Consider the following 14,498-nt stretch of genomic DNA (forward strand, 5'->3'; position numbering starts at 1 on the left):
CGATGATGAAATTGTTACCGCCATTGGGCCTGGCTTGTTCACTGGTCCTGACTGCCGGAGTGTCCGGCCCGGCACTGGCTGACGGGCTGAGTCTCGGGATCGGCGGAGTCTCTGTCGGCCTGAGCACCTCCAACGGCATTGAGGCCAATGTCGGGGTCGGATCGCTGGCCGATGTGGACGCGTCGATCGGGTCCGGCGGCGTCAATGCCAATGTCGGGGTCGGCACACAGGGGTCTCTCGCGTCGGTCGGGGTCGGCGTCACGACCGGGGTCGCGCCCGGAACCCCGCCAGGCACAGTCCCGCCGGGCACAACGCCGGTGGGTGTGGTCATCCCGGGGGCCAGTGAGGTCCGCACGGCAAAGGCCCGCAGCTGCCCTGCAGGCGGCAACAGCAGCGTCTACAACGACTATATTGCCTTTGCCTCGAACGGCGTGGCTGTCGGCGTGGTGAAATCGGCCACCGTCGGATCGGACATGCGGATCCACCGCCTGACCCTCTCTACCCTGGACAGCTTTTCCCCCGCCAAATGCCTGACGCTTTCAGACAATGGCATCACTGTCGGGGCGGCCGCTTTGAAACTGTCCTACAATGGCAATCAGCTGCACAACACCCTGGCCGCGCGCTGAAGGGCAGACCGGTTAACACCCCCGATCAACACCCCAGGGGCCGTATCCGGAAGGATGCGGCCCTTTTTCGACAGCTCAGCCCAGTCGCTGCCCGTCGGCGTCGAAGCAATGAACATCGTCCGCTGCGATCCCCAGCCGGATCTCCGCACCGCGCGTGAGGGGGCAATCCCCGGCCAGCTTGGCAATGACCGTCTTTTCAGCGGCTGTTTTCACATGAACCAGCGTCACCTCGCCCAGATGCTCGACCAGCAGGACGCGGCCTTCGATCACCGCAGGGGTCTGCGCATCGGCCAGCACCAGATTTTCCGGCCGCATCCCCAGATGCAGCGGGCCGTCCGGGTCTGACACCGGCCGCCCGTCCATCATACGGCCGCGCACAATGTTCATGGCCGGAGATCCCACGAACTGGGCGACAAACAGATTGGCCGGACGGTGGTACAGATCCATCGGCGTGCCGACCTGTTCGATGCGTCCGGCGTTCATCACCACGATACGGTCGGCAAGCGTCATCGCTTCGACCTGATCATGGGTCACGTAAACCATCGTGGCCTGTGGCAGACGTTCATGCAGGCCGGCAATCTCTACCCGCGTCGCCACCCGCAACGCGGCATCAAGGTTGGACAGCGGCTCATCGAACAGGAAAATCCGCGGCTCGCGCGTGATGGCCCGACCGATGGCCACGCGCTGACGCTGCCCGCCGGAAAGCTCTTTGGGCAGCCTGTCCAGATAGGGGCCAAGCTGAAGCATCTGCGCCGCCTTATCGACACGGCGCGCAATCTCCTCCTTTGGCAGACGCGCCATTTTCAGACCGAAGGCCATGTTCTTGCGCACGGTCATATGGGGGTAGAGCGCATAAGACTGGAACACCATCGCGATCCCCCGCTTTGACGCCGGCACCTGATTGACCCGAACCCCGTCAAGCTCCAGCCCACCCGACGTAATCTCTTCCAACCCTGCAATCATCCGCAACAGCGTGGATTTCCCGCAGCCTGACGGGCCGACAAAGACCACCAGCTCCCCGCTTTCGATCTGAAGGTCTATGCCCTTGAGCACCTCGAATGTGCCGTAGGATTTGCGGATGTCGGACAGAACAAGCTTGGCCATGAGGTTTCCTTGCGATCTTTCGGGTCAAAGTGCCGGGTGCGGATGGCCAAAGGCGGCGGGCCATCCGCAGGCGCGCGCCGCGGCGGATGCGGCAAGGGGAAGGGCGGCAAAGGCATCGGTTCCCCCGATCGTCGCCGCCAGCCAGCCCGCGATGAAGGCGTCCCCCGCCCCCATCGTATCGACCACCTGTGCCGGCACGATGCCCTGACGGACCACCCGCGTTCCGTCACTGAACAAGGCCCCCCGCTCGCCTTGCGTCACGCAGACCTGTTCCGGCCCCAGCGCATGGATCTGCCGGATCAGAGCCTTTGCGGCCTGTTCGTCCAGATCAGACCCGGACAGGAAGGCCGTCGTGACATGGGGGCAGACCTGCGCGAAATACGCCGCATCCCGGAGCGTCGAGAAATCAAAGGACAGCTTTTGCGCCGTGGCGGCGAGGCGCGGCAATTCATGTTCCAGATAGCTGAAGCACGAGGAATGGACATGACCCAGCCGTGCCACCAGATCCAGATCCCCTTCGTCCAGCCGCAGGGTCAGCCGCTTGCGCAACCCGCCCTTGTTCGACCCGACAAAGACCCGGTCGCCGTCCTTGAGCGTGACTTTCGCCTTGCCGGTTTCCCCCATGGCGATCCGCAGGCCGGCATCGGACAGACCCTCGGACAACAGGCTGGCATGCACATGCGCGCCTTCCGCGTCATTGCCGATGATGCCGATATAGGCGGTGTCGTGCAGCCCGAAGCGCCGGGCCAGAACCGCCACATTCAGCGCGTTGCCGCCGGGATAGTAGACGCCCTGATCAAGGTAGTGGTCCACGACATTGTCGCCGATCCCCACAAGGCCATGCGCAGGCGTGGTCATTTTCAGATCTCCGGGGTTGGTCATCCCTTCACCGCCCCTGCGGCAAAGCCGGACATGAAGTAGCGTTGCGCAAGGATGAACAAAAGCACGATGGGGGCCGCCGAAATGACCAGCCCGGCCACCAGAACGCCCCAGTCCGTCATCAGCGCATCACGGAAATTCATCAGCCCGGCCGGAACCGTTTTCAGCCGGTCGCTGTCGATGAAAATGATCGCGAACAGAAACTCGTTCCACGCATGATAGGCGGTCAGCACCGAGGCGGTCAGCAGGATCGACCGGCTCATCGGCAGATAGACATGCCACAAGGTCTGGAATGACGAACAGCCGTCGATATGGGCGCTGTCATCCAGATCGCGGGGCACGGTGATGAAGACGGCGCGGATCAGCAGCACGGTGATCGGCAGCCGGTAGGCGGTGTACATCAGGATCAGCGCCCAATGGGTATCATGCAGGCGCAAGGCCTGCATCATCTTGTAGAGCGGCACCAGCGCGACCTGCGGGGCCACCAGCATGCCGCCGATGCAGGCCATCAGCACCAGCCCTGCTGCGCGCCCGGCACCGCCCGCCTCGGCCCGGGTCATGCCGAAGGCGGCCAGCGACGACAGGGCAAGGGTCAGAACAATGGTGCTGCCGGTCACGATGACGGAATTCATGAAATAGGCAGAAATCCCGCCCTGCCATGCCTTTACGTAGTTCTCCACCACCCAGACCGTCGGCATGGTCCAGGAGGCCTCGAAGATCTGCTGCGTGGTCTTGAACGAATTGGTGATCATCCAGAACAGCGGATAGATCACGATCACCGAATGCAGCAGCAGCACCAGAATGACCAGCAAGCGGCCGGGATGGCGGGTGAGAGGGGATGTCATCTTATTTCGCCTTTCCGAAGACGCGCAGTTGCAGCAGCGACACCGCCATGGTCGCCACAAAGATCAGGGCGGCAATCGCAGCGGCATAGCCCATCTCGTCGCGGAAGAACGCCGAGCGGTACATATAGGTGGCAAGGGTGGCCGAGGAATCGCCCGGCCCGCCGCCGGTCATGATGTAGGGTTCGGAAAACACGGTGATCGATCCGGTGACCGTGACGACCGTGGCCACGATCAGCATCTCGCGCACCTGCGGCACGGTGATGTGAAAGAATTGGGCCACTGCGCCCGCGCCATCAAGTTCGGCCGCCTCATACAGATCACGCGGAATGGACTGGATGGCGACGATGAACAGCATCATCACATAGCCCACGCTCTGCCATTGCGAGACCGCGATGACGGCATAGATCGCGGTGGCGCTTTCGCCCAGCCAGGCCCGCGCCCAGTGGCCCAGACCCACAGCCTGCAGCGCCATGTTCAGCAGGCCGCTGAACGGGTCGTAAAAGAAGGTGAAGACAAAAGCGATCACCGTGATCGACATCACCACCGGAATGAAGAACAGGGTGCGGAACAGCTTTGCCCAGAATCCCAGAAACGCCTGGCTCAGGATCGCTGCCAGCACCAGCCCCAGCCCGACCTGAAACATCACCGACAGCATGGCATAAAGGCTGACGTTGATCAGTGCGGTCACGATTGCCGGATCGGACACCAGCCGCCGGTAATTGCCAAAGCCTGCCGGGCGCATCACCGGGTCAAAGGCGGAAAAGCTGTAAAAGCTGTACCAGATGTTTGCGACCAGCGGATAGAACACGAAAACCGCCGTCACGATCAGGAACGGTGCCGTATAAAGCAAGAGGTCGGTAAGCCTGGCGGGCATCGGTCTGTCCTTGCAAAAGTCGCGGGGCAAAGGTCACGGGGTCCGGGCGATCAGGGAAAGAGCGTCAGAGACCGTAAAACCGGCAGCGGCTTGGGGGCCGCTGCCTGTCGTCCGGCACACCTTGGCGGGGAGCGCGCCAGGGTGCGCCTGCGCGATGGTCAGAGCCCGTCGCGCACGCGCTTGGCTGCGACCTGCACATCGGCCATCACGTCTGCAGGGGTTTTCTGCCCGTCCAGCAACAGCTGAACCCCCTTCATATAGGCATCCGCGACATTCGCATCGAGCGCGGTGTCCAGCCACAGATAGGGGTCGCCGGCGTTCATGATCTGGTCAAAGGCGACGATCTGTTCCGGCGTTGCCGACTGATCGGTCACCGCCCCCTTGATCGGGCTGATAATGCCGGTCTCGGAGGTCAGCCGCGCCCCCATCTCGGGCGAAAGCAGGAATTGCAGGAATTTCACCGCCTCTTCCTTATGGGGCGAGCCTTCGGCAATCATCCAGCCCTGAGGCGCGCCCTGCAGCGTGTCCTGCTGGCCCTCGCCGCCTTCGATCGGCGGGAAGACAAAGAACCCGTAGGGAAAGGCCGCGTCTTTCAGATAGCCCATTTCTGCATATTGCAGATAAGACATCGCCCCCCGCCCGGCAACAAAGCCGTTGCGCTCGGTCTCATGGTCGATGCCGTTCGGTGAGGGGTTCATGCAGCTGGAAAGCTCCTGGAACTTCTCGAGCGCCGTCACATAGCCGGGATGGGTGAACTCTCCCGTCGTACGGTCATAATCGGCGGCCAGCACGTCGGCGGGAAGGATCCGCTCGTTGAAGGTGCCGATGTAATGGCTGATCGCCCAGGGCGCTTTCGAGCCGAACAACAGCGGCAGCTGGCCCGCCTCTTTCAGCCTGGCACAGACGTCCATCAGCTCGCCAAAGGACTTTGGCTCTTCGGTGATGCCGGCCTGCGCCCAGCTGTCCTTGTTGTAAAAGATCGCCTTGCCGTCCATCTGCCAGGGCAGGCCATAGACCGTGCCGTCCATGGTGAAAGGCTCGATCTGGGCCTCGATGATGTTTGCGGCCCAGTCGGGGTTGGCTGCCAGAACCGGTGTCAGATCCATCGACCGGCCGGCGCGGGCGATGTTGAACGCCCATTCGCCGCTCCAGGAAAAGAAGATGTCGGGCTGGTTCGACGACCCCAGAACAACGCGGATCTTGTCCTTGTAGGAATCGTTGAGCACCTGATCGGTCACCACCGTAATGCCGGGGTTTGCCGCTTCGAAATCAGCGATCACGCTGTCGATATAGGGCTTGAACGGCGCGTTGGGCCAGCGGTGAAACAGCTTGAGCTCCACATCCGCAAAGGCGGGGGCGGCGCTCAGCAGGGCAAGGGTGACGGCCGAAACCGTCCGGGACAGTCTTTTCATTTTTCGTCCTCCTGTTGGGTTTGCCGGAGGGGGCTTGCCCCTCCGGCGGGGCAAGCTCAATATTCCATCTTCCACATATAACGACGGACCGAAAGCGGATGACCTTTGGCCTCTGCCAGTTTGTCGGCATAGGCCCGCAGCACCGATGAGAACACCAAAGGTTGCAGATATTCGGCCACCGATGCAGGCAGCGCCTCGACCCCCAGCGCCTTTGCGTCGAGGACGGTCATGCGCTGTGAGTATGTCTGCGCAAAGGCCAGCGCGCGCTCATCCACGCTGCGCGAGGCGCCCACGCCGATCAGCTGCACGAAGGGCACGTCGAAATCGGTGATCTCGAACGGCCCGTGGAAGTATTCCCCGGCATGAATGCAGGCGGAGTGAATCCACTGCATCTCCTGATAGATACAGATCGCATAGGAATAGGCCGGGCCATAGTTCGCGCCCGATGCCATGGTGTAGATCACCGGCGCGCGTTTATGTGTCTCGGCATAGGCCGCAATCGCCTCTTTCTGGTCGGCGATGGCCTTGTCGACGATGCCGCCGATTTTGGCCAGACCAGTGTCGATGTCAGACACCAGCTTGCCGCCTTCACGCGCCGCCAGAATGCCAAAGGTCAGGCGGGCCAGCACGGCGGGCGAATGCTCGGCACTCATCGACATCGGGGCGTGGGTATAGTTGATGGTGTGCTCTGACGCCTCGTCCAGCGGGCTGCCCGGCACATGGGTCAGCGAAATGGTCAGCGCCCCTGCCGCGCGGGCGATTTTTGCCGCCTCGACGGTTTCCGGCGTGGTGCCGGAATGCGAGCACAGGATCACGACAGATCCTTTGCCCAGACGCTTTGGCGCACGCGCCTTGAATTCGGCCGCATTCAGGGCCTGCCCCGCGATCGAGGCGGATTCGCGTTCAACGGCATACTGGTTGGGAAGCATCAGCGCATAAGAGCCGCCGCAGGCGACATAGAAAATATCCGTGACGGCATCGCGGTCATTTACCGCCTTGAGGGCGTTGGTGATCTGGGTGGTGATCGTCTCGGTCAGCATCTTTTCTCCGATATGATGTTATATAACGTTATATATAAGGTCTCAGCGATGCCCGAGTCTGTCAACAGTAATTTTCCGTTACTTTTCAATAGGATTGATTTTTATCGTGAGAGATGCGAAAATCTTCAGAGCATTTTTCAGTCCCGACAGCCGCCGATGAAAGGCCTTTTCCATATGACCGATTTCACCGGGCAGAGCAGGCTGGCAGATGCCGCCGACAACCTCTCGCGCATCGACTCCGTTCCGCTTTACAGCCAGCTCAAACAGCGCCTTCTGGCCGAGATCGGTGAGGGCAAATATGCCGAGGGCGGCCTTTTGCCGACCGAGACCCAGCTGTGCGAAATTTATGCCGTCAGCCGGATCACGGTGCGCCGGGCCATCAGCGAATTGCAGGACGAGGGGGTGCTGGAAAAACGCGCCGGCAAGGGCACATTCGTTTCCGTCCAGCGGATCGTGACCAGCCTGGTAAAGCTCAACGGCTTTACGGAAACCTACACCGCCCTTGGGGCCGATCCGCACAACCAGCTTTTGTCCATCGACACCATGCCTGCAGATGCGGCGACGGCAGAGGCCCTTGGCATCGCGCGCGGCACACAGGTGTTGCAGGTGCGCCGCCTGATCCGCACCCGCAAAGGACCGCTCAGCATCGACCAGTCCTACTTTGAGCTGGCGCGCTTTCCGGGTCTGGCCGAAGAGCTGCACGACGATGTGTCCCTCTATGGTCTGCTCCGGCAGAAATTCGGCGTGCAGGTCGTACATTCGCGGCGGCACATAAACGTCCGCCTTGCTGGGCAGGCCGACCGTCAGGTGTTGGGCTGCAACCTGGGCGAGCCGCTGTTTGACATGGAAAAGATCGTCTATGATGACGCCATGCGCCCGCTGCAACGCTCGTTGCTTGCCACGCCCACCAACCGGATCACCTACACGATAGACGTTTAGCCGGCCATATTCCAACCGCGTGACCGAAGGCGAAGACCGGTTCGCTGGCCCAGATACGGCCGGTCAAAGCCCGGCGGCGCAAGCCGCAGGGTCTCATCGGTTTGACCGTGACAGGAAAGCCCGGGCCGGACGACACGACCCATACCTGTCCGGAACGTCCTCAGGCCGCGCGGCCCTGGCGGTGTCCGGGCCGGGCGGGGCTGGCCGACAGGGTGAACTGTTCCAGCATGCTCACCAGCCGGGACGCTTCTGCCGACAGGGTCTGGCCCGCGGCCATGGTTTCTTCCACGATGGCCGCGTTTTTCTGGGTGTTGTGGTCCAGTTGCGATACGGCGCTGTCAATCTCGGTGATCCCGGAGGACTGTTCCTGTGATGCGGCGGCAATTTCGCCGATCCGGTCGCCCAGCACCGAGATCGAGTCCAGAATGTCTTTCAGCGACAGGTCCACATCGGCCACCATCTGCACGCCGCGGTCCACCTCGCTGCGGCTTTCGGTGATCAGGCCGGAAATTTCCTGCGCGGCCTGTGTCGTGCGCTGTGACAGCGCCCGGACCTCGGAGGCGACCACGGCAAAGCCGCGCCCGGCCTCGCCCGCACGCGCCGCCTCGACCCCGGCATTGAGCGCCAGCAGATTGGTCTGAAACGCAATGCCTTCGATCAGCTCGACGATATGCGAGATCCGGGCCGAAGAGTCGGCAATGGACTGCATCGCCGCAATCGCCTTTTGCACGGTCTCGCGCCCGCCCAGAGATTTCGTATTGGCGTCGCCTGCGATGGTGCGCGCATCCTGCGTGCGGGTCGCGGTGCCTTTGACCAGCTGGGTGAGCGCCGACAGGGCCGCCGAGGACTGCTCCAGCGTGGCGGCGGTGCTTTCGGTGCGCCGGGCCAGATCATCCGCGACGCCCGACACGCTGGCCGCCCCGCCGTTGATGCTTTCGGCGGTGGTCAGGATCGCCGTCACCACGTCGCGCAGGCGCGACACCGCCAGATTGTAATCCTGACGCAACTGGTCGAACCCGTCGGAAAACGGCTCAGAGATCTCGGCCCCCAGATTGCCGGCGGCCAGATCGCGCAGACCCTGCGCCAGCAGGGCAACCACGCGGTTCTGCGCCTCCATCAGCTGCTGGCGCGTGGCATCGGCGGCGGCGCGCAGCCGCTGTTTCTCGGCCTCTTCGGCCTCAACCCGCAGATGCTCGCGCCGGTCCTGTTCGGCCTGTGCTGCGGCCTCGGCCAGGACGCGGTCATGCGCGGCGCGTTCCTCGGCCAGGGCGCGGGCGGCCTGCTGCTCAGCCGCGCGCCGCTCTTCGCGCTCCATCCGGGCCTTCTCCTTCAGGCTGTCGCGGAACACATGCAGCGCCGTCACCAGCTGCCCGATTTCGCCCCGGCCGCGCCGCAGCCCGTCCACCGCCGCCAGATCGCCTGCGGCCAGCCGGGTGGTGGCTTCGGTCGCGCGGCTGATGGGCCGGATCGCCATCAGCCAGGCCATGACCGGGGCCACCAGCACCAGCACGGCGCAGACCGCCGTGATGGTCCACAGATTGGCCATCGAGGCGGCTGTCATCTGCTGGATCGTCCGCCCGGCCTGCAGCACGGTGGCCAGCGTGGCATTGCCCAGCTGCGCGGCGGTGCCCGACAGTTCGATCACCCTGGCCTGCGCCTCTTCTGAGGCCGCGACCGCCGTCGCCCGCGCCGCCAGCAGATCGGCCTGCTGCGCCGGCAGGCCGGTGGCCGGATCGGCATAGGCCAGAAGCGCCGCAACCTCGGCGGCGAGCGGGCCTTCGGTGCCGGCCAGGCTGCGGGTCAGCACCTGCACGGCGGCGGCAAGGTTGGTATTGGCGCGCGGCAAGTCCTCCGCGGTCCGGACCGAGGCCACGGCCACCGCAGCCGCAAAGGTCGACCGCGCGCCCGCGTCGATCTGGGCCAGATGGCGGATCGGTTCGACATGGGTCTCTATCAGGCCCTGAATCGCGGCCTCATTGGCATCGCTGGCGTCAACCGAGGCGATTTCCAGGCTGAAGTTCAGGTCATCGAGCCAGACCGCAAAATCGGCATCCAGCGTCTCTATCTGGTCAAGCACCGGGCGGGCCTGCGTCTGGGCTGTGGCGGGCCGGGCCAGTATAGCGCCGGTGCCGGTCATGATCTGGCCCAGCATGGCGGCGCGGTCGGCCCCGCCGTCCAGCGCGGCCAGATCCGCCACAGAGCGGTCCAGCCGGTTCAGCGCCGCGGTCGCGATTCCCGCCAGAATGGCCACCCGCCCGGTATCAGAGGTGCTTCCCAACGCCAGCAGCATGCCGCGCAGCACATTCACCTCGACCCGGACCGACAGCGCCAGCTGGATCATGCCGACATCCTGTGCGATCAGCCGCTCCAGCGTGCCCCGCACATCGGCCACGGTGGCATCCCCGCCGATGACCAGATCGAAATAGGCGGTGTCGCCCTGTTCTGCCGTCTGTTCGGCGATGCGCTGGCTGGCCAGATCCATCCCCGCCAGCGCCGCGCTGATCTGATCCATCCGGGTGAAAACCTCGACGCGCGCCGCCGCCATCCGGGAAATGCTGTCCCGCATCGCGGCACGCGGGGCCGCCATCGCCCGGATGGCAGGATCAAGCGCGGTGCCGATGCGCGCGTCAAGGTCCGCCATGACCGGAGCCAGCTCGGCACTGCGCGCCGACAGCTCGGCCGCGGTGTCTGCGGCCAGCGCCCCGGCAAAGGCCCGCTCCACCCGGGACAGGTCGGCAATCAGCCCGGCGCTTTCCTCCAGCACCGTCACCTGCGCGCCCACCAGCCGGTCGACCAGCACCCGCGTTTCGCCAAAGGCGTTGAGGCTGACCACGATGGCGGCAACGGTGGTCAGGGCCAGCACCGACATCAGCCCCACAATCCGGAGCCCAAGGCTGGCGGCGACATTGGCAAGCGCATTCATCGTGGGAAACTCCAGCAATAAAGGGGCGGCCCGCACAGGCGCGTGCGGCCTGCCGCGTCAGATCAGCCGCCGTAGGGTTCGACCTGTCCGTCGGCGGTGATCACGGTCATGAACACATCATCCATCGCCTGGGTGTCGCCCGGGCCGAATTGAAGGGTAATGCCCCCCAGATCGACCGTGCCCAGCCCGGCCATGGCGGCCCCGAACCCGGCCCGCGTGGGGGCGGGACCCGCCGCCTGCAGCCCGGCAATGGCCAGACGCCCGGTGATATAGCCTTCCAGCGAGAGAAACCCGGGGCTTGCCGCCGGATCGACCGCGGCCAGCGCCGCCTGATAGGCCGCCACCAGCGGGACCGAGGTATCACTCGGGAAGGGCACCACCTGCGTGCTGATGATGCCTGCGCTCTCGGCACCCAGATCGGCAATCAGGAAATCGGGACCGACATTCGACATGTGCATGAACACCGGGGTGTACTTGAGCTGGCGCGACAGGCGGATGAATTCCGCCATCGGGTTTCTGGTGCCCACCATGACCACGGCCTCGGCCCCGGATTTGCGGATATCGATCAGCGCCGATTTCACCGCCACGGTGTTGCGGGTGTAGAACCCTTCGGCCGCCAGCACCATGCCCCGCCGTTCCAGAGCCGCCACAACCCCCGCCAGACCGGACCGGCCAAAGCTGTCATCCTGATACAGGATGGCGATTTTGGTCAGACCCTTGTCATCCACCAGATGTTTGATCCAGCGTTCGGTTTCCTGGGAATGGGACGGCCGCACGTTGACCACATTGCCCAGTTCGGGCGCGCGCAGGAAATCGGCCCCGGTCACGGGACCGATCATCAGGAAACCGGCTTCGGCGGCCACCGGCTGGGTGGCCTGCGCGGTGGGCGTGCCCACCGGCGCGATCAGCGCGATATGGGCATCGCCCGCGATCACGCCGCGCACCTCTTCCAGCGCCCGTTCGGGTTCATAATCATCGTTGAAGACATCAAGCACCAGCTTGCGCCCGTTCACCCCCCCGGCGCGGTTGGCCTCTTCAAAGGCGGCGCGGATGCCAAGGTTGATCGGCACCCCCGACCCGGCCGCCGGCCCCTCAAGGGTGGCGACCTGTGCAAAGCTGACGGCGGTGTCGGTAACCCCCTCCTGCGCCAGAGCCGGAAGCCCGGGCCCCAGCCCTGCCAGCATGACCAGAAAGGCGGATACTGCAGACAGTTTCATGACGTCACTCCGTTGCAAACCAGTCCCGGACTCTGGGCGAGGCCCCGTGAAGCAACCGTCAAGACCGCCCGCGGAAAATGCCTAAAATTGACCCGACGCGTGGTCTGTCTCCCTCACGGCGCTGATGGGTCGAAATCAGCGCAGAAAGCGCGACGGAATTGGCTTTGACCCAAGGCAGACGTGCCCTTCGGAGCAGCCCGAGACCCTTGCGGCCTCTGGCACACTCCATAATCTGCTCAAAAATACCGCTGGATCATGTCGTTCAGGTCAGGTGGCACCTCCAGCCCTGCCTGCTGCCACGAGGCCGCCAGCAGCTTCACGTCTGACATAACCTGATTTTCACGCGCCTGCGCCTGCTGGGAAACATCTATCTGCATCTGCCAGACATCCGTCAGCTTTTGCTGCTGGGTAGCAAGGTCTTCACGGTCGCGGGCCAATCTGGACTGCTGCTCAGCAAGATCAATCTGTTGGGCCTGCAGGGCGAGATAGACCTGCTTTAACCGGGCCTTCTGCTGCAGCCGCCAACGGGTGGGGGGAACATGGCTGACAGGTTCCGGCAGGGGCAGGTTTTCCGCCTTCGCCTCACGCCTAATTTTCGCATGCGGGGCACCCCGTGTCAGGCCCAGGCCAGAGAAGTAATTGCCGGCAACCGTCTGGGCATATTCATAGCTTGCAAACAGCGGGTTGCTGGAGGGTTGCAGCAACCTTTGGATTCCGCGGCTTGCGGATTGTTTCACGGTCCATGGGGCCACGACAAAATGGATGTGCACGGCTTCTTCGTCCATATCGATACGGGCATGCACACAAGCCTCTCCGAATTGCCCCTTCAGAAACCGGACCGCCAGATCGCGGAAACTGCTGACCTTATCGGGATCCCATTTTGCAGCACCACTGCCGCCGAACCACTTTGCATTTGCACTCAGAATGCCTTCCCGCAGGGGACCTTCCTTTGATCGGGCCCAAGGGTCTGTCGGACCCCGCTTTTTGAGGGCTGCGGCTTCGGTCGGGCGCTGACGGGTTTTGCGGGCCGCCACGATGTCCTTCAGATTTCTGGCCGCAACCTGGGCAATTTCTGCCTTCAGATCCTCCATCCAAGTGTCCGGCCCGATCAGGATTTCGTTCTTTTTGGTTTGCTCAACATCGATGTGTGACAGGTCACCTCCTGAACGATTGCCATGCATTCTGATGCGTGCAAGCTGATGCGGATAGAGCCCCTTGAACCGAAGGACGACTGAATACTTTTTGTTTATCAATGACATAATTAACTCCATGCTATATGGAGTAATGTTGTCGAAGCTTTGCAAGACACAAGCGTTCTCCGCAAGAAAAGTACTTACTAGGCACTCTGCGGTACCGGCGGGTGGCGGGTCATGAGCACCATTTGTACCACAGAGGCAAAGATCTTCAGGCTACACGGGCTCCGGGAATGCTTTGGGCCCGGTAGTCGTCAGGGACATCAGAACGGAGCCCTGCATGCCTCGCAAACTTGAAGACTTCACCCCGGCGGAATGTGCTGTGATTGACCACCTTTACGGCTTTGCCGGACCTGTGGGTTACAGTGACTATCTTGAACGCCGATACGATCAGGAACTGGACCGCAGCTTTCTTGAGATGATGGAGACAGGAAAACCTGTAGCGCCCTCAGCCGAAATCTTCCAAGCAATGATCCGGCGAGTTCTGGACCGGCACCATCCGCATCCGGACAGCATCCTGAACCCCGGCTTGCCCCACCGTGCCTTTGCGGGCTTCAAAAAACTGACCGTTGAAGCCTGTGAGGTTTTTGTTCTTCGCGATGCCTTCCTTGAACATCTCCTTGACGAGATCGATACGCGCGGCATGAGCGACGAGCAGACGGCAGATCTTGTGGTCAAAATTCTGGTCCATGAGATGGTTTTTGATCAGGGCAAAACCGCGTCCTCAAACCCCTATGCCGCGCCGGCCAGATGGCAGCAGGATCCGGACGGTCCGGAAGAGGAGTTGCCCAAAGCCATGATCTGGGGGGTTGTTCAGGAATGTCTTTGGGGAAGCGTTGTCGGAATCACCGAGACAATGTCCGACGTGCTGGCCCGCGGCAGATATGCTGTAGCATGGCAGATTTGTCGGATCCGGCAGGGTGAGGTTTTGAAGCAGCCCAAGTGAGGAGAGGCGCATGCATCTCCTGCCTCTTAGCCTTTCCTCTTGCCTGGCGTCATGTGACCCCTCTGCGGCTGGCCGCGCGAAGGGGCGCTCACGCGTGTCAAAGATCGAATGAAATCGCGGACCCGAACGGATCACGTTTACCCAACAAACTCCACCACATCCGGGAACTCAACATGTTCAACGATGACTTCTTTACCCCAAGGACACCTATGCTGAATGAGATCGAGGTCACCCGCGCCCTGTCGCAAGGTGACCCGGAGGCGTATCTGGCGAAGGATGCGCTTGACCCGGTCATGGCGTCTTTCTTTGTGCAATACATGAAAGACCACGTGAACGAGCCATCCAAATCGACCAACAGGAAAGCTGCACGCTTCAGCGACTTTCTGGATCTGATGGAGCGCCTGAGCACCACACCTCCCAGCCCGGCCGAACTGGACGCAGCACCCTTGCTTGCAACCTGGTGCGCAGGTGTGATGGATCCAACACCACGCCTGTTCGGC

General features: G+C 62.8%; 13 protein-coding genes. 4 read left to right on the top strand and 9 right to left on the bottom strand.

Going from position 1 to position 14,498, the window contains the following annotated elements:
- Positions 1-2 precede the first annotated feature (2 nt).
- Positions 3-626 carry a hypothetical protein gene (locus Q7J44_RS20305; protein ID WP_304882938.1) on the top strand — a complete coding sequence of 208 codons (624 nt, stop codon included), beginning with the start codon at positions 3-5 and terminating at the stop codon, positions 624-626.
- Positions 627-701: 75 nt separating this feature from the next.
- Here the strand turns inward: Q7J44_RS20305 and Q7J44_RS20310 are convergent, their stop codons facing one another.
- The 6 genes from Q7J44_RS20310 to Q7J44_RS20335 form a co-directional block, all read right to left on the bottom strand.
- On the bottom strand, positions 702-1,730 hold the full coding sequence (locus Q7J44_RS20310) for an ABC transporter ATP-binding protein (protein ID WP_304882939.1): 1,029 nt from the start codon (positions 1,728-1,730) through the stop codon (positions 702-704).
- Between the two features lie 24 nt (positions 1,731-1,754).
- A complete protein-coding gene (locus Q7J44_RS20315) occupies positions 1,755-2,612 on the bottom strand; it encodes a PfkB family carbohydrate kinase (RefSeq protein ID WP_304882940.1) in 858 nt (285 codons plus the stop codon).
- The gene (locus Q7J44_RS20320) at positions 2,609-3,454 is read right to left on the bottom strand and encodes a carbohydrate ABC transporter permease (RefSeq protein WP_304882941.1); all 846 of its coding nucleotides are present in this window, start codon (positions 3,452-3,454) and stop codon (positions 2,609-2,611) included. The genes Q7J44_RS20315 and Q7J44_RS20320 overlap by 4 nt, the downstream gene beginning before the upstream one ends.
- A 1-nt stretch (position 3,455) precedes the next feature.
- Positions 3,456-4,328: a carbohydrate ABC transporter permease gene (locus tag Q7J44_RS20325; RefSeq protein ID WP_304882942.1), complete on the bottom strand. Its 873-nt coding sequence runs from the start codon at positions 4,326-4,328 to the stop codon at positions 3,456-3,458.
- A gap of 158 nt (positions 4,329-4,486) precedes the next feature.
- Positions 4,487-5,740, bottom strand: coding sequence for an ABC transporter substrate-binding protein (locus Q7J44_RS20330; RefSeq protein WP_304882943.1), 1,254 nt, complete (start codon positions 5,738-5,740; stop codon positions 4,487-4,489).
- 56 nt (positions 5,741-5,796) lie between these two features.
- Entirely contained in the window at positions 5,797-6,780 is a 984-nt protein-coding gene (locus Q7J44_RS20335; protein WP_304882944.1) for an SIS domain-containing protein, read from the bottom strand.
- Between the two features lie 174 nt (positions 6,781-6,954).
- Here Q7J44_RS20335 and Q7J44_RS20340 point away from each other — a divergent pair, with 174 nt between their 5' ends.
- Entirely contained in the window at positions 6,955-7,719 is a 765-nt protein-coding gene (locus Q7J44_RS20340; RefSeq protein WP_304882945.1) for a UTRA domain-containing protein, read from the top strand.
- A gap of 160 nt (positions 7,720-7,879) precedes the next feature.
- Here Q7J44_RS20340 and Q7J44_RS20345 read toward each other — a convergent pair whose 3' ends face one another.
- The 3 genes from Q7J44_RS20345 to Q7J44_RS20355 all read right to left on the bottom strand — a co-directional run bounded on the left by Q7J44_RS20345 (position 7,880) and on the right by Q7J44_RS20355 (position 13,118).
- Entirely contained in the window at positions 7,880-10,642 is a 2,763-nt protein-coding gene (locus Q7J44_RS20345) for a methyl-accepting chemotaxis protein (protein ID WP_304882946.1), read from the bottom strand.
- Between the two features lie 62 nt (positions 10,643-10,704).
- Entirely contained in the window at positions 10,705-11,859 is a 1,155-nt protein-coding gene (locus Q7J44_RS20350; RefSeq protein WP_304882947.1) for an ABC transporter substrate-binding protein, read from the bottom strand.
- A 236-nt stretch (positions 11,860-12,095) separates the two neighbouring features.
- The gene (locus Q7J44_RS20355) at positions 12,096-13,118 is read right to left on the bottom strand and encodes a plasmid recombination protein (protein WP_304882948.1); all 1,023 of its coding nucleotides are present in this window, start codon (positions 13,116-13,118) and stop codon (positions 12,096-12,098) included.
- Positions 13,119-13,332: 214 nt separating this feature from the next.
- Here Q7J44_RS20355 and Q7J44_RS20360 point away from each other — a divergent pair, with 214 nt between their 5' ends.
- Both Q7J44_RS20360 and Q7J44_RS20365 read left to right on the top strand, forming a co-directional pair.
- On the top strand, positions 13,333-13,998 hold the full coding sequence (locus Q7J44_RS20360; RefSeq protein WP_304882949.1) for a hypothetical protein: 666 nt from the start codon (positions 13,333-13,335) through the stop codon (positions 13,996-13,998).
- A 173-nt stretch (positions 13,999-14,171) separates the two neighbouring features.
- Positions 14,172-14,498 (top strand): hypothetical protein (locus tag Q7J44_RS20365; protein ID WP_304882950.1); only part of this gene is annotated, 327 nt, incomplete at its 3' end.

This window comes from Pseudotabrizicola sp. (assembly GCF_030656345.1).
Taxonomy (GTDB): domain Bacteria; phylum Pseudomonadota; class Alphaproteobacteria; order Rhodobacterales; family Rhodobacteraceae; genus Pseudotabrizicola.

Excerpts from the sequence above, each read along its gene's own strand:
- Q7J44_RS20315 (WP_304882940.1), bottom strand. The coding sequence starts at position 2,612 with ATGACCAACCCCGGAGATCTGAAAATGACCACGCCTGCGCATGGCCTT.
- Q7J44_RS20325 (WP_304882942.1), bottom strand. The coding sequence starts at position 4,328 with ATGCCCGCCAGGCTTACCGACCTCTTGCTTTATACGGCACCGTTCCTG.
- Q7J44_RS20355 (WP_304882948.1), bottom strand. The coding sequence starts at position 13,118 with ATGTCATTGATAAACAAAAAGTATTCAGTCGTCCTTCGGTTCAAGGGG.
- Q7J44_RS20310 (WP_304882939.1), bottom strand. The coding sequence starts at position 1,730 with ATGGCCAAGCTTGTTCTGTCCGACATCCGCAAATCCTACGGCACATTC.
- Q7J44_RS20330 (WP_304882943.1), bottom strand. The coding sequence starts at position 5,740 with ATGAAAAGACTGTCCCGGACGGTTTCGGCCGTCACCCTTGCCCTGCTG.
- Q7J44_RS20345 (WP_304882946.1), bottom strand. The coding sequence starts at position 10,642 with ATGAATGCGCTTGCCAATGTCGCCGCCAGCCTTGGGCTCCGGATTGTG.
- Q7J44_RS20320 (WP_304882941.1), bottom strand. The coding sequence starts at position 3,454 with ATGACATCCCCTCTCACCCGCCATCCCGGCCGCTTGCTGGTCATTCTG.
- Q7J44_RS20335 (WP_304882944.1), bottom strand. The coding sequence starts at position 6,780 with ATGCTGACCGAGACGATCACCACCCAGATCACCAACGCCCTCAAGGCG.
- Q7J44_RS20360 (WP_304882949.1), top strand. The coding sequence starts at position 13,333 with ATGCCTCGCAAACTTGAAGACTTCACCCCGGCGGAATGTGCTGTGATT.
- Q7J44_RS20340 (WP_304882945.1), top strand. The coding sequence starts at position 6,955 with ATGACCGATTTCACCGGGCAGAGCAGGCTGGCAGATGCCGCCGACAAC.
- Q7J44_RS20305 (WP_304882938.1), top strand. The coding sequence starts at position 3 with ATGATGAAATTGTTACCGCCATTGGGCCTGGCTTGTTCACTGGTCCTG.
- Q7J44_RS20350 (WP_304882947.1), bottom strand. The coding sequence starts at position 11,859 with ATGAAACTGTCTGCAGTATCCGCCTTTCTGGTCATGCTGGCAGGGCTG.